This window comes from Bradyrhizobium liaoningense (genome assembly GCF_018130825.1).
In the GTDB taxonomy this organism is placed as follows: domain Bacteria; phylum Pseudomonadota; class Alphaproteobacteria; order Rhizobiales; family Xanthobacteraceae; genus Bradyrhizobium; species Bradyrhizobium liaoningense_B.
On sequence record NZ_JAFCJS010000006.1, the window covers coordinates 357034 to 375683 of the forward strand.

Consider the following 18650-nt stretch of genomic DNA (forward strand, 5'->3'; position numbering starts at 1 on the left):
TCAACCTTTCTCCGAGACGTAAGTCGAGGTCGCGGCAAGCCGCGCCTCGGTATTTTCCAAACGCTTCTTCGCAGCGACGCCGCCGAGCGAGAACGTGACCGCCGCGAGCGACTGCGCGATCGCGATCGCGCCGGTGAGACTGGGGAAAAAGCCGGGCGAGGAGGCTGCTTCGAACAGCAGCACGTGGTCGGCGCCCTCGGCCATCGGCGCCGAGAGGCTGTCCGCAATAGCGATCAGCGTTGCGCCGCTGCGATGAGCGGCCTGCGCGACGCGGACGCTCGCATGCGTGTAAGGCAGGAAGCCGACGATGATGACGGCTTCGCCGGGACGGAACGCGCCGAGATCGAGATCGTCAGGACCAGATGCGCCGACGAGTTGCACCTGCTCGGGGCGGAAGAGTCGCAGCTCGTAGTTCAATAGCTCTGCCACGCTGCGGCAGCTGCGATAGCCTGCGATCCAGATCCGCTTGGCGTCGTGCAGCGCGCGCGCCGCTTCCGCAATGGGATGTGCCGGAATGCGCGGAAGGCCGGCGGCCTCGGCTTCGAGCTTGTCGATGACGAGCGCGACGTCGGCGTTGGGACCATGACGCCGGCTCTTCGCCCTGCCGGAGAAGGGCGAGGTCTGTGAGGGACGCCTGGCTTCGGTCAGCGCCGCGCGCAGCTCGTCCCAGCCGGAATAGCCAATCGCTTTGGCGAGCCGGGTGAAAGCAGCGGGGTCGGCGCCGGCCTCCGCCGCGAGGTCGCGCATCGAACGGGTGGTGGCGTCGTAATCATTGGCGGCGACGAAGCGGCCGACCTCCTGCAGGCGCAGGGGGAGCGATGGCAATGCGATGCGCAGTTCGCTCAGGGGCGAGGATTTCGCGGGCTCAGCCATGAAACATTTGTTGCATGAAATGAAGTTTGGTGCAACAGTTGACGTGCGCCGCCGGAAATCGTTGCATTTGAGAAGGATTTTTGTGCGTGACCGCCGATCATCCCAGACCGCCGCCGCGCCGCCGCTTCCTTGCGCTCGGGCGCAACGAATTGAAGGGCCTGTTCTGGCAGGTCCTGGTGGTCGGGATCGCCGTCGGTGTTGTCGCCTTCCTCTGGTCCAACACCGTCACCAATCTGTCGGCCCGCCGCATCACCACTGGCTTCGCCTTCCTCGGCCGTGAGGCCGGGATGCCCATTGCCGACAGCCTGCTCGCCTACAATCCGAGGGACACCTACCTCTGGGCCTTCGTCGTCGGCATCGCCAACACCCTGCGGGTCGCGGTGATCGGCATCGTGCTCGCGACCATCCTCGGCACGCTGGTCGGCATCTCCAGGCTGTCGGCCAACTGGCTGCTGTCGCGGCTTGCCGCCGTCTATGTTGAAACGCTCCGCGACATCCCGCTGCTGCTCCAGCTGCTGTTCTGGTACGTGCTGATGCAGGCGCTGCCGGCCGCGCGCGCGGCGTGGCGGCCGGTCGAGGGCGTATTCCTCTCCAATCGCGGCCTGATCCTGCCGGCGATCCCGTTCGGGCCGCCACAGCTCTGGGTGCTCGGCACAGCGGTGCTGGGTCTGGCCGTGTTCTATGTCATCCGGCGACGGCTGATCGCCCAGCAGATGCGGGACGGCAGGCCGCGGCCGGCCTGGCCGTTCGCGCTCGGCCTCGTCGTCGCGGTGCCGGCGGCCGTCTCGCTGGTGCTCGGCGTACCCTGGAAGATCGAGTGGCCAGAGCTGCGCGGCTTCAATTTCGTCGGCGGGCTGACGCTCGCGCCGGAATATTTCGCACTGCTGATCGCGCTCGTGACCTACACCTCGGCCTTCATCGCCGAGATCGTGCGCAGCGGCATCCAGTCGGTGCCGCGCGGCCAGTGGGACGCCGCCAATGCGCTCGGCCTGCGCCGGAGCTTCATGCTGCGGCAGATCATCCTGCCGCAGGCGCTCCGCGTCATCGTGCCGCCGATGACGAGCCAGTATCTCAACCTGACCAAGAACTCCTCGCTCGCGGTCGCGATCGGCTACCAGGACGTGGTCTCGGTCGCCAACACCACGCTGAACCAGACCGGGCAGGCGATCGAGGCGATCGCGCTGATCATGGCGGTGTTCCTGACCATCAGCCTTTCCATCAGCTTCTTCATGAACTGGTACAATGCGCGCATCGCGCTGGTGGAGCGCTGAGCATGACCGCGATCACCGACATCCCCGATGCACCCCGCGCCGCCCGCCGACCGCAGATCGGCAATCCGGTGCTGCGCTGGCTCCGAACCAATCTGTTCTCGTCGATCCCGAACGGCCTTCTTTCGGTCGTGCTGCTGGCCTTGCTCGCCAAGGGCATTTTCAGCTTCGTGCAATGGGGTATTGCGAATGCGGTCTGGCTGACGCCGGCGAATGATTCCAGCGCCTGCCGTGCGGTGCGCGGTCTCGGCGCCTGCTGGGCGATCATCCCCGAAAAGTACCGCTTCATCCTGTTCGGCACCTATCCGTTCGACGAGCAGTGGCGGCCGGCGCTGTCGGTCATACTGTTCGTCGCGCTGTACTATCTCTCGACCCGTCGCGCCCTCTGGCGGCGCGAACTCGTCTATCTCTGGATCGGTGCGCTGGCGCTGATCAGCGTGCTGATGTGGGGCGGCGTGTTCGGGCTGTCCTTCGTCTCGCAGGACCGTTGGGGCGGACTGCCGGTGACGCTGATCCTGGCGACGTTTGGATTGGCGTTCGGTTTCCCGCTCGGCATCCTCGTGGCGCTCGGCCGGCGCTCGAAGCTGCCGGCGATCCGCTCGCTCAGCGTGCTCTACGTCGAGCTGATCCGCGGCGTGCCGCTGGTGAGCCTGCTGTTCATGGCGAGCGTGATGTTTCCGCTGTTCATGCCGGCCGGCTTCAACATCGACAAGCTGCTGCGCGCGCAGATCGCGATCATCCTGTTCGCCGGCGCCTACCTCGCCGAAGTGATCCGCGGCGGTCTCCAGGCCGTGCCGCGCGGGCAATATGAAGCCGCCGACGCGCTGGGGCTGTCCTACTGGCGCAAGCATCGGCTGATCGTGCTGCCGCAGGCGATCCGCCACGTCATCCCGCCGCTGGTCAACACCTTCATCGCCTTCTTCAAGGATACCAGTCTCGTCCTGATCATCGGCATCTTCGACCTGCTCACCACGGCCAAGACCGCGATCATCGATCCGGCCTGGCAGCAGTTCTCGGTCGAGGTCTACATCTTCGTTGCCGCGATCTATTTCGTCTTTTGCTTCGCAATGTCGCGCTACAGCCGCAGCCTGGAGACGACAACGCCGAAGTGACGGTGCCTCGTCTGGTGCCGCTTGTTTGCGCTTGCACCGATTGCCGATCTGGAGCTGTATTTACCAGAGGTTGCTCCTGCGGTCGATTTGGCGAGGCTGTCATGCGCGTGGCCGTTTTGCGGCAATTCACCGCCGCCCTGATCTGCGTCCTGATCTTCACAACCACGCTCGGCGTGTCGTCGCGTGCCGCCGAGGGGTTACGGGGCTATCGCGCGCCGATCGGTGAGAGTTCGATTTCAGGAATTTCGTCGGGCGCGTTCATGGCCGTTCAGTTCGGCACGGCGTGGTCGTCGGTGATCAAGGGCGTCGGCGTGGTCGCAGGCGGCCCTTACTGGTGTGCGAAGGCGGACGCGCTCGATGCTGTCACCTGGTACTGGGGGCCGATCTGGCGGGCCACGGGTCAATGCATGAAAGGGCCGGCGTCGGATCTGGATCCGAAGGATTTTACGGCCAAGGCCGACGCGAAGGCGGCAGCGGGCGAGATCGACCCGCTCAGCAATGTCGGCAGGCAGAAAATCTATCTCTTTCACGGCTACAATGACGCGGTCGTCGACAAGGCCGCGACCGATGCGGCCGCCGATTTCTATCGCCATTATCTGGGGGATGCCAATCGCGGCAACTTGTTCTATCAGGCCACGCTCGGCGCGGGCCACTCGTTCGTCGTGACGAAACAGGGCGCAGCCGGGCTCAACGACTGCAAGGCCAACACGGAGCCCTATATCGACCAATGCGGCTATGACCAGGCCGGCGTCATCCTGCAGCATATTTACGGCCGCCTGAATCCGCCCAGTCCCGCGCAGCTCGCAGGCTCGGTGAAGAGCTTTGATCAATCGATCTATACCACGCCGCATCTGCCCGACGCGCTGAGCATGGGCGATACCGGCTATGTGTTCGTACCTCAGGATTGCGAGCAGGGCAGTCCGTGTCGCGTTCACGTCGCGCTCCACGGATGCAAGCAGGACGTCGCCGATATCGGACGCAAATTCGTGGATGAGGCCGGCTACAATGCGTGGGCGGATACGAACCACCTGATCATTCTCTATCCGCAGACCAAGACCAGCTCATACTGGCCGAGCAATCCGCAGGCCTGTTGGGATTGGTGGAGCTACGTCGATCATCAGGATAGCTACGTGACGAAGTCCGGATCGCAAATCAAGGCGATCAAGGCCATGCTGGATGCGCTCACGGCCGGGGCCGCGGCGCCCGCCGGCGCGACCGCGCCATCGCTATCGGCACCGCAGTCGCTCACGGTGATCGATACGTCGGATCGCGGCGCTGACCTGGCCTGGTCTCCAGTGGATGGCGTAACAACCTACCGGGTTTCGCGTGCGGGGCCAGATGGCGCGTTCCAGGCGATCGGCGACGTGACAGGAGCGAGCTTTGGGGATTCCGGCCTGACGCCGCAAACAACATATCGCTGGCGTGTCTCGGTCATTCTGAACGGAGCGGCGGGCCCCAGCTCCGACGATGCGACCGGCACCACGCGATCGACGCCTCCTCGCTGCGATACTCCCGGCTCCTGCCCGATCGCCAAATAGCGAACCGAGTAGCCGTCCCGCGTGCCGCGCGATGACCGGCAGGGTGCGACGGGAGGTCGTGCCGCGCTCGCCCGCGATTTATCAATACGGCTCATAAGTCCATGCGAAATTGAGCTGGTTATCCCAGGGAACCGCCCGCGTTAAGTGTCGTCTCTTGTCAGACGGTGTGTCTGGCATTCCCAGCGCGACCGGAGGGTCGCGGGGCGGCAATCCGAGGAGCGGCTTTCCATGGACGTCATCATCAACGGCAAGACTCATCAGGTCCAGACGGAGGACGATACGCCTTTGCTCTGGGTGATCCGCGACGAGCTCGGGATGACGGGCACCAAATATGGCTGCGGCATCGCCCAATGCGGCGCCTGCACCGTGCTGATCGACGGCCAGGCGACGCGATCCTGCATCACGCCGGTCGGCAGCGTCGCCGGCCAGGGCATCACCACCATCGAGGCCGTCACGGACGACGCCATCGGCCGTCGCGTCGTCGACGCCTGGGTGGCGAACCAGGTGCCGCAATGCGGCTATTGCCAGTCCGGTCAGGTCTTGGCCGCGACCGCGCTGCTGAAGCAGACCCCGAAGCCCAGCGAGCAGGACATCGCGGCGGCGATGGTCAATCTCTGCCGCTGCGGCACTTACAACGCGATCGCTGCGGCGGTGCGTCAGGTTGCCCAGGGCTGAGGGAGCGCACGATCATGAACAGCATGAGCCATGAATTCGCTCCGGCCGGCGAGCTGCCGGAAGACAAGCCCGTCAACCTGTCGCGCCGCGGCTTCCTGGGCGCTTCGCTCGGCGCGCTGGTGCTCGGCGTTGCATTGCCCGGCGCTGGCGCAAAGGCGCAGGGTGCAGCGGCGGCGGCAAAGTCGGCACCGCGCGTCGCCGCCTTCCTCGAAATCCGTGCAGACAGCACGGTGTTGTTGCGAAGCCCCTTCGTCGAGGGCGGGCAGGGCGTCGCCACCGCGATGGCGCAGATCGTCGGTGAAGAGCTGGACATGGACCCGGCACGCTTCACGGTGGAATGCGCGCCGCCCGGAGCCGACTATCAGGTCGTTGGCGGCCGCCGCTTCACCGGCGGCAGCTTTTCGGTGCGATCGAGCTACGAGACCATGCGCCGTGTCGGCGCATCGGCGCGGCAGATGCTGCTCCAGGCCGCGGCCTCCCGCCTGAAGGTGCCGGTGGCTAGCCTCACGACCGAGCCCGGCCGCGTGCGCCACACTGCAACGGGCCGCACGCTCGATTATGGTGCGCTCGCCGCGGACGCCGCCGCGCTGCAGGTGCCCGAGAATGTCACGCTGCGTGCGGACAAGGATTTCCGCTGGATCGGCAAGCCGGTGGCGCGTCTCGACGCGCGCGACAAGTCCACCGGCAAGGCTGCCTATGCCATCGACATGCAGGTCGACGGAATGCTGCGTGCCGCCGTTCAGCACGCGCCGCGCCTCGATCTCGAGCCCGGCGCCTTTGCCAACGAGGCGGAAGTGAAGGCGATGCCGGGCGTGCATTCGATCCATCGTCTGCCGGGCGCCGTCGCTGTCGTCGCCGACCGCTGGTGGCATGCGCGGCGCGCGGTGGAAACGTTGCAGGTGACGTGGACCGACGCGGCGCCGGGGGCGCGCCGCGCGATGCCGTCGGACTTCTCGTCGGAGGGCCGCAAAGCGCAGCTCGCGGCCACGCCGGGACCGGGGATTGCCGCGGAGACGGTTGGCGATGCTGGCGCCACGCTGAAAGGCGCGGCGAAAATCGTCACCGCGACCTATGATGCGCCCTATCTGGCGCACGGCCAGCTCGAGCCGCCTTCGGCGCTGGTGCGCTGGAACGAGGACGGCACGCTCGATCTCTGGGTGCCCAACCAGGCCCCGGAAATGTTCCAGGCGCTCGCAGCCAAGGCAGCCGGTATTCCGCCGGAGAAGGTCAGGATCCACTCGCCGATGCTCGGCGGCTTCTTCGGCCGCCACTTCATCTACGAGACCGCCAATCCGTTCCCGCAGGCGATCCTGCTGTCGAAGGCGGTCGGACGGCCGGTCAAGCTGATCTGGAGCCGTGAGGAAGAGTTTTTGCGCGATGCGCTGCGGCCGATGGGCTTTGTGCGTTTCCGCGCCGGCCTCGATGCGAAGGGGTTGCCGGTGGCGCTGGAAGCGGAGGCCGTCGGCGAGGGACCGCGTGATCGCTGGTTCGGCCGCAAGCCGGATGCGGCCGATGGCTCGGCGGTCGAAGGCATCTCCGGGAAGCCATACGCTGTCCCCAATCGCCGCGTTGCGCATGTCCTCGTCGACGATCCCGCGATCATCGGCTTCTGGCGCTCGGTCGGCCACTCCATGAACGACTTCTTCTACGAGACGTTCTTCGACGAGGTCGCCGACGCCGGCCAGCAGGATCCGTTCGATCTGCGGCTGCGTCTGCTCGCGGACAAGCCGCGCCACAAGACGCTGCTGCAGGCGGTCGGCGATCTCTCCGGAGGCTGGAAGCGCGGTCCCTACACCGCGCCCGACGGAAGCAAGCGCGCACGCGGCGTCGCGATGGCTTCACCGTTCGGCAGCGAGGTCGCGACGATCGCGGAAGTGTCGCTCAGGGGCGGCGCGGTTAACGTGCACGACGTCTGGGTGGCGATCGACCCGGGCCGCATCGTCAACCCCGGCATCATCGAAGCGCAGGTCAATTCGGCGGTTGCGCTCGGCCTGTCATCGGCGCTGCTGGAGGAGGTCGTCTATGCCAAGGGCGTGCCGCAGGCGCGCAACTTCGACGGCTATCCGATCCTGCCGCCGGACCGCATGCCGCGTGTCCACGTCCGCATCGTCGAAAGCGGCGCGCCGATGGGCGGCATCGGCGAGCCGGGGCTGCCGGGCGTGCCGCCGGCCGTGGCCAATGCGGTTGCCGCATTGACCGGTCAGCGTGTCCGCAGCCTGCCGCTGTCGAAGATGAAATTCGGGGCGACCTGAGGCGCGGGTTACCGCGCCGCTCGCCCTACTTCTTCAACTTCGGATCGATCGGCATCGTCCCGCGCAGGCTCAGAATATCCTCCAGCACCTTCGCGCCGGCAATCACCTGCGCGTCGGCGCGCGGGGCGCCGACGACCTGCACGCCGACCGGCAGGCCCGACGCAGTGAAGCCGCACGGCAGCGACAGCGACGGGCAGCAGGCGAGCGTGATGGCATACACGATGCCGAGCCATTCGATGTAGTTCTCGAACCTCTTGCCGTCGCATTCGGCAACGTAGCGATTTTCGATCGGGAAGGGCGGCACGATCGTCGTCGGTGTCAGCAACAGATCATAGGTCTTGAAGAACTCGACCGCGTGGGCGGTCATGCCGACGCGTTGCGCCTCGGCGCGCGCGAGTTGCTCGACGGTCAGCTTGAGGCCTTCCTCGATATTCCAGATCACCTCGGGCTTGAGCAGGTCGCGCTTGGTGCGCAGCAGATTGGCTTTGGTGATCGCGAAATCGAAGGCGCGCAGCACGTGGAAGCATTCATGCGCCTCGCGCCAGTCCGGATGCGCCTCCTCGACGATGGCGCCGGCTTCCGCAAAACGTTCCGCCGCCTTCCGCGTGATCGCCCTCACTTCGGGATCGACCGGGGTGATGCCGAGATCGGGCGAGTAGGCGATGCGCTTCGGCTTCTTGCCCGCCTGGGCCGCCGACAGGAACGAGGTTGTGGGGGCCGGCAGCGACAGCGGATCGTCCGCATAGTCACCGCTCATGGCATCCAGCAGCAGCGCGAGATCCTCGACGTTGCGCGCCATCGGGCCGACGACGCCGAGATTGCGATCGATACCCGATTTGGGTGTATGCGCGACGCGGCCGATGCTCGGCCGCATGCCGACGATGCCGCAGAATGCCGCCGGGCTGCGCAAAGATCCGCCCATGTCGGAGCCCTGCGCGAGCCAGGCCATGCCGGTCGCAAGTGCCACCGCCGCGCCGCCGGACGAGCCCGCTGCCGATTTCGTCGTGTCCCAGGGATTGAGCGTTGCACCGAACACCTCGTTGAAGGTGTTGGCACCGGCGCCGAATTCCGGCGTGTTGGATTTGGCGTAGACCACCGCGCCGTTGGCTTCGAGGTTCTCGACCATGAGGTCGGACTTCGCGGGAATGTTGTCCCTGAATATCGGCGAGCCCTGCGTGTTCAGCACGCCCGCGACGTCGGTCAGGTCCTTGATCGGCACCGGCAGGCCCGCGAGCAGTCCGCGCGCACCGGCCGGCTTCTGCATCATCGCTTTCGCATTGGTCCGCGCGCGATCGAAGCACAGTATCGGCAGCGCGTTCACCTTGCCGTCGACCTCACCAACGCGCTTCTCCAGCACGTCCAGTAGCTCAAGCGGTGAGACGTCGCCGGAGCGCAGCTTGTCGACGACGGTGCAGGCGGTTTCGCGGATCAGGTCTTGAGACAATTATTTTACTCCTGTGCTTATTCATTCGTCATTGCGAGCGTAGCGAAGCAATCCAGACTGCTACCCGCGGATACATTCCTGGGTTGGTTCGCTGCGCTCGCAATGACGAGGATAGAGTTAACCCCAGCCCGCGCTGATGCCGCCGTCGACTGTGTAGATCACGCCCGAGGTATAGCCGGCGCGATCCGACGCCAGGAACGCCATGAGATCGCCGATCTCGCGCGCATGTGCGGGGCGGCCGAGCGGCAGGCTCTTCTGGAATTCCTTGTAGCGGCTCTCGTCGCCGAACTGGTGCTTCGCGCGCGTCTTGAGCAGGGTGACGTGGCGATCGGTGCCGACCGGTCCGGGATTGATGCCGACGACGCGGATGTTGTCGGCAAGGCTCTTGCCGCCGAGTGCGCGGGTGAAGGCCATCAGCGCGGCATTGCCGGCGCTGCCGCAGATGTAGTTGGCGTCGAACTTCTCGCCGGCGGCGCCGATGTCGTTGACGATGACGCCGCCGCCTTTCGCCTTCATCTGGGCGTAGATGTACCGCGTGAGGTTGATGTAGCCGAACACCTTCAATTCCCAGGCGTGCCGCCAGGCCGCCTCGTCGATCTTGTCGATCGAGCCGCCGGGGATGTCGCCGGCGTTGTTGACGAGGATGTCGATGTCGGCGGCTTCTTTCGCCAGCCGTGCCACATCCTCAGGCTTGCGCAAGTCGACAATGCTCGTCGTGGCGTCGATCTGGTGCGCGGCGCGCAAGCGGTCGGCCAACGCCTTGAGCTGGTCGCCGCTGCGGGCGGCGAGCAGGAGATGCGCGCCTTCCTCGGCAAATGCCTCGGCGGCGGCCGCGCCGATGCCCTTGGACGCGCCGGTGATCAGGACGCGCTTGCCGCGCAGATGCAGATCCATGGGGAGTACTCGCAGGATGGGAACAGGATGAAATCAGTAGGCGTCCGGCTGCGCCATGGTCAACATTGCAGTGCAGCGTTGCACTGCCGCCGACTTTGGTCCATTGCAGTGCGGTCAAAAAAGACGGCGGCTGCCGGACCAACCAAGGACGTTCTCGATGAGCAAGAAACAATACCGGATCGCGGTCATTCCCGGCGACGGCATCGGCAAGGAAGTGATGCCGGAAGGCCTGCGCGTCCTGGAGGCGGCCGCGAAGAAGCATGGCGTCTCCGTGCAGTTCGACCATTTCGACTTCTCGTCCTACGACTATTACGAGAAGCACGGCCAGATGATGCCCGATGACTGGAAGGAGAAGATCGGCAAGCACGACGCGATCTATTTCGGCGCGGTCGGCTGGCCGGCCAAGATTCCGGATCACGTCTCGCTGTGGGGCTCGCTGATCAAGTTCCGCCGCGAGTTCGACCAGTACGTGAATTTGCGTCCGGTGCGGCTGATGCCCGGCGTGCCGTCGCCGCTGGCGGGTCGCAAGCCCGGCGACATCGATTTCTGGGTGGTGCGCGAGAACACCGAAGGCGAATATTCCTCGGTCGGCGGCCGCATGTTCCCGGATACCGACCGCGAGTTCGTCACCCAGCAGACGGTGATGACCCGCACCGGCGTCGATCGCATCCTGAAATTTGCCTTCGAGCTCGCCCAGTCGCGGCCGAAGAAGCACCTGACCTCGGCGACCAAGTCGAACGGCATCTCCATCACCATGCCCTATTGGGACGAGCGCGTGGAGGCGATGGCCAAGAAGTTCCCGGGCGTGAAGTGGGACAAGTACCACATCGACATCCTGACGGCGAACTTCGTGCTGCATCCGGACTGGTTCGACGTCGTGGTCGGCTCGAACCTGTTCGGTGACATACTCTCCGATCTCGGCCCCGCCTGCACCGGCACGATCGGCATCGCGCCGTCGGGCAACATCAATCCCGAGGGCGATTTCCCCTCGGTGTTCGAGCCGGTGCACGGCTCGGCGCCTGACATCGCAGGTCAGGGCATCGCCAACCCGATCGGCATGATCTGGTCGGGTGCGATGATGTTCGAGCATCTCGGCGAGAAGGAAGCCGGCAAGTCGATCGTCGAGGCGATCGAGCGCACGCTGGCAGAGCGTACGCTCCGCACCAAGGATCTCGGCGGCAACGCCGACACCACCGCCTGCGGCAAGGCGGTCGCGGATATGGTGGACTGAGGCGAATCCACCTTTTCTGTCCTCGCGGATGCGAACAGTGGTGGGTTACGCCTTCGGCTAACCCACCCTACGATTACACATACGACTTCCGCGCCGGATCGAAGATCGGTGGATAATCGTTCTCGTCGAGCAGGTCGAGAAACGGGTCGAGCCCCCTGGACACGATGAGCCCGAGCTCCTGATGCGAGATCAGGTTCACGGTCAAAATCTCCACGGGATCGCCCGCGATCTCCAGCGCCTCGGCGATCTGCTTGTCGGGGCCGATGATCGGCGTGAGAAACAGGAACGTCTGGAAGTCCGTTCCTGCAACCGGCGGCCACGGCAGCGCGACGCGATGGCCGAAGCCGAACCAGGTCGTGTCGATGAACGGCAGATTGGCCAGCCAGCGCAGATTGGCGCAAACATCCTCTGTCGGCTCGCGGACATACCACATCAGCTCGGCACGCGGTTTCGCATCCCCGTGCACCCCCGGCATCCGTTGCTCGCTCATGCCGTTGGTCAGAAGCACATAGCCTTCGTCAGATCCCTCCTGGCACACCGGCACGAAATCGCGGCCAAAGGCGTGGATGTCGATGCGGCGCTCCGTGCTGTCGGTGAAGCTATGCTCGGGCTCGCCAAGCTCGCTTTCATAGATGGCGAGCCGATGCCGGTAGAGGTCGGCTGGGCGTGACGGCTCCGCGGAGCCCGACATGAATTTTGCGAGACGGGAGAGCATGTGAACCTCGGAGGCGGTTATGAGCCGGAATATCCGCGTTGTCGCAAGGCAACGCGGGCTGGTTCAAATCCGTCCCGCAGGCGAGCCGATGTTTCGCTGTGGTCCAGCCTCCCTTGCGCAATTGTGCACTCGGCAGGAACTATTCGCTCTCGATCAACCCACGATCTTCTCGATCGCGGCCTGATCCAGCCCAAATTTCTTCCCGGCTTCCAGAATCTCCTGCCAAGTGGTCGGATCGACCGGAATGCCTTCGGCGAGCCGCTTCTTCTTGGTCTCGCGCTCGGGCTCGCCGGCGATCTTGACCTTGTCGACGCCGGGGCCGGGAGGCGAGCCGGTGTGCCAGGCGACGAAGCTCTCGACTTCGCGCGCGAGGTTTTCGCCGGTGCCGAGCTTGCCCGGGTCGATGACGATCGAGAGCATGCCGTTGAGGACGTTGTACTTGCCGTCGGAGGGCCCCTTGACCACCTGTCCGCCGGAGAGCGCCCCGCCGAGGATTTCGCACACCAGCGCGAGCCCCGAACCCTTGTGCTCGCCGAACGGCAGGATGGCGCCGTGCGGCGGGATCACGGTGTAGCGCGGGTTGGTGGTGGGCTTGCCTTCGTTGTCGATGATGGTGCCGGGCTCGAGCTCGACGCCCTTGTTGTGGGCGACGCGGGTCTTGCCCTGCGCGATCCTGCTGGTGGCGAAGTCGAGCACGATGGGGTCCTTGCCCCTGCGCGGGATGCCGACGCAGAACGGGTTGGTGCCGTGGCGGGCATCGCTGCCGCCCCAGGGCGCCACGATCGGGCGCGAGATCACGTTGACGAAGTGGATCGAGACCAGCCCGTGATCGATGCACTGCTCGGCCCAGTGGCCGATGCGGCCGATGTGGTGCGAGTTGGAGAGTCCGACCAGACACACGCCGTTGCGCTTGGCGCGCTCGGCCGCCAGCTCCATCGCTTCATGGCCGATCACCTGGCCGTAGCCGGTGAGGCCGTCGAGGGTGAGAAGCGGACCGGTGTCGAGCACGATCTTGACGTGCGCGTTCACGGCGAGGCCACCATTGGTGACGCTCTGGACATAGCGCGGGATCATGCCGACGCCGTGCGAGTCGTGTCCCTTGAGGTTGGCTTCGACGAGGTTGGTGGATACGAGCTCGGCCTCGCGGTCCGATGAGCCGCCGGCCTTGACGATGGCACGAATGGCGTTGGTGAGCGGCTCTGCCTTGATGGTGCGATAGTCGGCCATTGCTGTTGCTCTTATCCTTTCACGATCCGGCGGCAGTGGACCCACGCCGCTTCAATCAGGTTCTCGCTCGCCTCCGGCGTGCGGAAGGCCGAATGCGCCGACAGGGTCACGTTCGGAATCTTCGTCAGCGGATGATCGCCGGGCAGGGGCTCGATGTTGAAGACGTCGAGACCGGCATGGCGGATATGGCCCGACTTCAGTGCGTCGATCATCGCCTGCTCGTCGACGATTGCGGCGCGCGCGGTGTTGACGAAGATGACGCCCGATTTCATTTTTGCGATCTTCTCGCGCGTGATCATGCCGCGCGTTTCGTCGTTGAGAAGGAGATGCAGTGACACCACGTCGCTCCTCGCCAGCAGCGTGTCGAGGTCGGTGAACTCGACGCCCGGAGAGCTCTTGGGCGAGCGGTTCCAGGCGATCACCTTCATGCCGCTGCCGGATGCGATGCGCGCGACTTCCGCGGCGATGCCGCCGAAGCCGATCAGGCCCAGCGTCTTGCCGGTGAGCTGCATACCGTCCTCGCGCAGCCAGCTTCCGGCGCGCATCTCGCGGTCCATCATCGCGATGACGCGGGCCGAGGCCCACATCAGCGCGATCGCGGATTCCGCAACGGCGGTGTCGCCATAGCCCTTGATCAGATGCACGGAGATGCCGAGCTCGGCGAGCTCCTCCGGGTTCATGTAGCTGCGCGCCCCGGTGCCGAGAAACACGACGTGCTTCAGGCCGGTGCACTTCTTCGCCACCTCGGTCGGCAGCGCCGTGTGGTCGACGATCGCGATCTCGGCGCCATCAAGGATTTCAGGGTATTGCGCGGGCTTGATATCGGGGTCCCTGTGGATCCGCATCTTGGGATCACCCGGCTTCTCCAGCCGCGCCATGATCACGGCGAGGGCTTCGTTGGCGTCGACGAAAACTCCGCGCATGGCTCTCTCCGGTCAGGACGCGACGCCGGCAATCGCCAGCACGGTGTGCATGAGGACGTTGGTGCCAGCAGTGCAGTCGGGCTGCGTGGCGTCCTCCAGCTCGTTGTGGCTGATGCCGTCCTTGCAGGGCACGAACACCATCGCCGCCGGCATGACGGTGTTGAGGTTGCAGGCGTCGTGGCCGGCGCCGGAGGTGATGCGGCGGGAGGAATAGCCGAGCGTCTTCGCTGCGTTCTCGACCGCCGCGATCAGCTTCGGGTCGAAATGCGTCGGCGGCTTGCGCCAGACCAGGTCGATCTTGACCTCGACCTTGCGTCGCGCGGCGATCTCGGCAATGGCGGTGCGCAGGTCGCGGTCGAGCGCATCCATGATGGCGCCATCCGCGCTGCGGCAATCCATGGTGAAGGCGATCTCGCCGGGAATGACATTGCGCGAGGGGTTTGCGATCACGGCCTCGCCGATGGTGCCGACCGCGTTCGGCCCATTCTTCTTGGCGATCGCCTCCATCGCCAGCACGATCTCGGAGAGCGTTGCCAGCGCATCGCGCCGCAGCGGCATCGGGGTCGAGCCCGCATGGCTCTCGAAGCCGGAAATCTTGCCGTCGTACCAGAGCACGCCCTGGCCGGAATCGACCACGCCGATGGTCTTGCCTTCGGCTTCCAGGATCGGCCCCTGCTCGATGTGCAGCTCGACGAAGCAGCCGAGCTTCTGGAAACCGACCGGCTTGCCGCCGCGATAGCCGATGCTGTCGAGCGCCTGGCCGACGGTCGTGCCGTCGATGTCCTTGCGCGAGAGGATGTCGTCGGTGGTGAAATCGCCGACATAGGCGGCGGAGGCCATCATCGCCGGCGCGAAGCGCGAGCCTTCCTCGTTGGTCCAGTTGACGACGCAGATCGGCGCCTCGGTCTCGATGCCGGCGTCGTTCAGCGTGCGGATCACTTCCAGCGCGCCGAGTGTTCCCAGGATGCCGTCATACTTGCCGCCGGTCGGCTGGGTGTCGAGGTGCGAGCCGATGCCGACGGGCAGCTTCGACATGTCGCGGCCCTTGCGCAGGCCGAACTGCGAGCCGAGCGCATCGACATGCACCTCGAGGCCGGCATCCTCGCAGGCCTTGCGGAACCAGTCGCGCACCTGCTTGTCTTCGTTGCTCAGCGTCAGCCGTCGCACGCCGCCCTTGGCCGTCGCGCCGAACTGTGCGGTCTCGTGGATGGAGCCCCAGAGGCGGGCGGAATCGATTTGCAGGTTGGTGGCGGCTCGGCTCATGCGGTCGGTCTCTCGATTGTCCGGCGCTTTTTCAATGACGCGCCAGCGCGGGCGCGTCAACCGCGAGGCTGCTCTGCGCAATCTGACATGCAAGCTCGGCGACGCGCTCCACCGCCACGACGTCGGGCGAGGCGAGCCAGCTTGCCGTGAACGTCAGCGGCGCGATGGCGAGCTCGGTGTCGAGCAGTTGCAACCGCCCGTCTGCAAGCTCGTTCTCGACGATGGCGTCGGGGATCACTGCGATGCCGAGCCCCTCGACCGCCATGTGGATGACGGTCGCCAGCGAAGCGGACGCATGCAGCCGGATCGGCGGCAGCTCCGGCCGGTCGAACACCTCGCGCACGACCTCGTAGGGCTTGGTCTTGCGCGGGAAGGTGATGATCGGAAACCGAGCGAGCTCCGCCGGCGTGACCGGGCCCTTGCCGAGCCCGAGCGAAGGGCTTGCGAGGAATCCGATCGGGTAGTCGGCGAGCACGCGGTTGTGCACGCCTGAGGCCGACAGCGGTCCCACCACGAAGGCGAGCTCGATCTCCTGTGCGAGCAGACGCGCGGTGAGGTTCGGTGTGATGTCGACCTCGATCTCCAGCGACAGGTTTGGATAGAGCTCGTTCACGCTCTTCACGAGGCGCGGCAGCCAGGTGTGCACGATGGTCTCGGCGACGCCGAGCCGCATCACGCCGCGCATCGCCGACCGATCGCCGATCTCTGCCATCATCTGCGCGCGCAAGCCGATCAGCTTCTCCGCGTAGACCATCATCTGCCGGCCGCTCGGGGTCGGCGAGGCGACGCGATGGTCGCGGTTCAAAAGCTTCACGCCCATCTCGCGCTCGAGCTGGGCAATGCGCTGGGAGATCGCCGGCTGGGTCGTATTGAGCCTTTGTGCGGCGCCGCGGAAGCTGCCGAGCTTCACAACCCAAAGGAACGTCTCGATCGACCTGAAGTCCAGCATTGGAAGGATTTTCCCAGTCGATAAATTGGATTTATCGAGATTGATTAGAAACGAAGATTAGACTTTATAGCACGCTTGGTGTTGGCTGTCTTTGTCGAGTTTATAGGCAGGTCGATCACATGACTGTTTTGGTGGCAGCGCAGCAAACTGAAACAACCGACGCCCTTCCGAGCCGCCAGGCGCGGCTCGCTTATCGCGCCGGCGAGGTGGGCTCCACCGCCGGCGTCGCCCCCGGCTTCGTCCAAGGCAATCTGGCGATCCTGCCGGCCGAATATGCCAGCGCCTTCCACCGCTTCTGCCAGCTCAATCCGAAACCGTGCCCGATCATCGGCATGTCCGATGTCGGCAGCCCGCATATCCCGGCGCTGGGCGCCGATCTCGACATCCGCACCGATGTTCCGCGCTACCGCGTCTGGCGCGATGGCGAAGTCGTCGCCGAGCCGACCGACGTGAAGAGCTACTGGCGCGACGATCTCGTGACCTTCGTGCTCGGTTGCTCCTTCTCGTTCGAAGAGGCGCTGCTCGACGAGGGCATGCCGATCCGCCACATCGAGCACGATGTGCGCGTGCCGATGTACCGCACCAACATCGCCTGTGGCGAAGCCGGTCCGTTTGCCGGCCCCATGGTGGTGTCGATGCGTCCGTTCAAGCCGGCCGATGCGATTCGCGCGGTGCAGATCACCTCGCGCTATCCCGCAGTGCATGGTGCGCCCGTGCATCTCGGCCATCCGCACCTGATCGGCATCAAGGACATCGCCAAGCCCGACTATGGCGATCCCGTACCTGTCGCTGACGACGAGATTCCGGTATTCTGGGCCTGCGGCGTGACGCCGCAATCGGTGATCAACGCCGCCAAGGTACCGTTCGCGATCACGCATTCGCCCGGCCTGATGCTGGTGACGGATCTGAGAAACAGGAACATGGCCGTGATTTAGTAGGCAGCGTTTGCTGCTTCTTCGGGCTTTACGCTGTCTGCCAATCGTTTCATGCGATACGCGCAAAAATTCGGATAACAGGGGACTTTAGCCAATGACGATCACTCGCCGCGACGTACTGCTCGGAGCCACCGCCGCTGCTGCGCTGCTGCCGCTAGCTGCGCGCGCGCAAACGTCCGAAGTGGTGATTGGCGCAACCTATCCGCTGTCGGGCTCCGGCGCTCAGGTGGGTGTCGATGCGCAGCGTGCGTTCGAGACCGCGATCGACATCATCAACAACGACCAGGATTTCGAGCTTCCGCTGGCAAAGGGCGTAGGCTTGCCCGGCCTCGGCGGTGCCAAGATCCGTATCGTCTACGCCGACACCCAGGGCGACCCGCAGAAGGGGCGCGCCGAAGCCGAGCGCCTGATCACGCAGGAAAAGGTCTCTGCCATCCTCGGTTCTTACCAAAGCGCGGTGGCAGTCACGATCAGCCAGATCTGCGAACGCTACCAGATTCCGTTCATGTCGGCGGACAACTCCTCCCCGAGCCTGCATCGCCGCGGTCTGAAGTATTATTTCCGCGCCTCGCCGCATGACGAGATGTTCTCGGCCGGGATGTTCGACTTCCTCGATGCGATGAAGAAGAAGGGCGCCAAGGCCCAGACGCTGGCGCTGTTCCACGAAGACACCATCTTCGGCACCGACTCCGCCAACGCCCAGACCAAGCTCGCAACCGAGCGCGGCTACAAGATCGTCGCCGACATCAAGTACCGCGCCAACTCGCCGTCGCTGTCGGCCGAGGTGCAGCAGCTCAAGGCCGCCAATGCCGACGTGCTGATGCCCTCGAGCTACACCACGGACGGCATCCTGCTGGTCAAGACCATGGCCGAGCTCGGCTACAAGCCGAACGCCATCGTGGCCCAGGCCGCCGGCTTCTCCGAGAAGGCGCTCTACGACGCGGTCGGCGACAAGCTCGAGGGTGCGATCACCCGCGGCAGCTTCTCGCTCGATCTCGCCGCCAAGCGGCCGATGGTCGGCAAGATCAACGACCTGTTCAAGGCGAAGTCGGGCAAGGACCTCAACGACAACACGTCGCGGCAGTTCATGGCCATGATCATCATGGCGGACGCCATCAACCGCGCCAAATCGACCGACGGCGAGAAGATCCGTGACGCGCTGGCCGCGACCGAGATGTCGGGCGAGCAGACCATCATGCCCTGGAAGCGCGTCAAGTTCGACGAGTCGGGCCAGAACAACGATGCCGATCCGGTCCTGCTGCAATATGTCGGAGGCAAGTTCGTCACCGTCTTCCCGTCGCAGGCGGCGGTGGCCGAGCCGATCTGGCCGATGAAGTAAGCGATCAGGTTG

The 18650-nt window shown here is 65.2% G+C and carries 16 protein-coding genes; 8 read left to right on the top strand and 8 right to left on the bottom strand.

Annotated elements, in window-relative coordinates:
- Complete coding sequence (locus JQ603_RS26505; protein WP_212343618.1) at positions 1-873, bottom strand: MurR/RpiR family transcriptional regulator; 873 nt, start codon at positions 871-873, stop codon at positions 1-3.
- Between the two features lie 86 nt (positions 874-959).
- Between JQ603_RS26505 and JQ603_RS26510 the strand changes: the two genes are divergently transcribed.
- The 5 genes from JQ603_RS26510 to JQ603_RS26530 all read left to right on the top strand — a co-directional run bounded on the left by JQ603_RS26510 (position 960) and on the right by JQ603_RS26530 (position 7718).
- The gene (locus tag JQ603_RS26510) at positions 960-2144 is read left to right on the top strand and encodes an amino acid ABC transporter permease (protein WP_212343619.1); all 1185 of its coding nucleotides are present in this window, start codon (positions 960-962) and stop codon (positions 2142-2144) included.
- Between the two features lie 2 nt (positions 2145-2146).
- The gene (locus JQ603_RS26515) at positions 2147-3253 is read left to right on the top strand and encodes an amino acid ABC transporter permease (protein WP_212343620.1); all 1107 of its coding nucleotides are present in this window, start codon (positions 2147-2149) and stop codon (positions 3251-3253) included.
- 2 nt (positions 3254-3255) lie between these two features.
- The gene (locus tag JQ603_RS26520) at positions 3256-4791 is read left to right on the top strand and encodes an extracellular catalytic domain type 2 short-chain-length polyhydroxyalkanoate depolymerase (RefSeq protein WP_212343621.1); all 1536 of its coding nucleotides are present in this window, start codon (positions 3256-3258) and stop codon (positions 4789-4791) included.
- Between the two features lie 228 nt (positions 4792-5019).
- Positions 5020-5466 (top strand): (2Fe-2S)-binding protein, encoded by a 447-nt coding sequence (locus tag JQ603_RS26525; protein ID WP_212343622.1) that lies wholly within the window; start codon positions 5020-5022, stop codon positions 5464-5466.
- Between the two features lie 14 nt (positions 5467-5480).
- Positions 5481-7718, top strand: coding sequence for a xanthine dehydrogenase family protein molybdopterin-binding subunit (locus JQ603_RS26530; protein ID WP_212343623.1), 2238 nt, complete (start codon positions 5481-5483; stop codon positions 7716-7718).
- A gap of 25 nt (positions 7719-7743) precedes the next feature.
- Here JQ603_RS26530 and JQ603_RS26535 read toward each other — a convergent pair whose 3' ends face one another.
- Positions 7744-9162: an amidase gene (locus tag JQ603_RS26535; RefSeq protein WP_212343624.1), complete on the bottom strand. Its 1419-nt coding sequence runs from the start codon at positions 9160-9162 to the stop codon at positions 7744-7746.
- A gap of 117 nt (positions 9163-9279) precedes the next feature.
- Complete coding sequence (locus JQ603_RS26540; RefSeq protein WP_212343625.1) at positions 9280-10056, bottom strand: SDR family oxidoreductase; 777 nt, start codon at positions 10054-10056, stop codon at positions 9280-9282.
- 157 nt (positions 10057-10213) lie between these two features.
- Between JQ603_RS26540 and JQ603_RS26545 the strand changes: the two genes are divergently transcribed.
- Positions 10214-11287, top strand: a complete 1074-nt coding sequence (locus tag JQ603_RS26545; RefSeq protein WP_212343626.1) for a tartrate dehydrogenase — start codon at positions 10214-10216, stop codon at positions 11285-11287.
- A gap of 73 nt (positions 11288-11360) precedes the next feature.
- Here JQ603_RS26545 and JQ603_RS26550 read toward each other — a convergent pair whose 3' ends face one another.
- The 5 genes from JQ603_RS26550 to JQ603_RS26570 all read right to left on the bottom strand — a co-directional run bounded on the left by JQ603_RS26550 (position 11361) and on the right by JQ603_RS26570 (position 16364).
- Positions 11361-12002 carry a suppressor of fused domain protein gene (locus JQ603_RS26550; RefSeq protein WP_212343627.1) on the bottom strand — a complete coding sequence of 214 codons (642 nt, stop codon included), beginning with the start codon at positions 12000-12002 and terminating at the stop codon, positions 11361-11363.
- Positions 12003-12155: 153 nt separating this feature from the next.
- Entirely contained in the window at positions 12156-13229 is a 1074-nt protein-coding gene (locus JQ603_RS26555) for a malate/lactate/ureidoglycolate dehydrogenase (protein WP_212343628.1), read from the bottom strand.
- Between the two features lie 11 nt (positions 13230-13240).
- Entirely contained in the window at positions 13241-14152 is a 912-nt protein-coding gene (locus JQ603_RS26560; protein WP_212343629.1) for an NAD(P)-dependent oxidoreductase, read from the bottom strand.
- A 12-nt stretch (positions 14153-14164) separates the two neighbouring features.
- Entirely contained in the window at positions 14165-15415 is a 1251-nt protein-coding gene (locus tag JQ603_RS26565) for a Zn-dependent hydrolase (RefSeq protein WP_212343630.1), read from the bottom strand.
- Between the two features lie 31 nt (positions 15416-15446).
- Entirely contained in the window at positions 15447-16364 is a 918-nt protein-coding gene (locus JQ603_RS26570) for a LysR family transcriptional regulator (RefSeq protein WP_212343631.1), read from the bottom strand.
- A gap of 119 nt (positions 16365-16483) precedes the next feature.
- Here JQ603_RS26570 and JQ603_RS26575 point away from each other — a divergent pair, with 119 nt between their 5' ends.
- Positions 16484-17299: a putative hydro-lyase gene (locus tag JQ603_RS26575; protein ID WP_212343632.1), complete on the top strand. Its 816-nt coding sequence runs from the start codon at positions 16484-16486 to the stop codon at positions 17297-17299.
- 94 nt (positions 17300-17393) lie between these two features.
- Positions 17394-18638 (top strand): ABC transporter substrate-binding protein, encoded by a 1245-nt coding sequence (locus tag JQ603_RS26580; RefSeq protein ID WP_212343633.1) that lies wholly within the window; start codon positions 17394-17396, stop codon positions 18636-18638.
- Positions 18639-18650 lie beyond the last annotated feature (12 nt).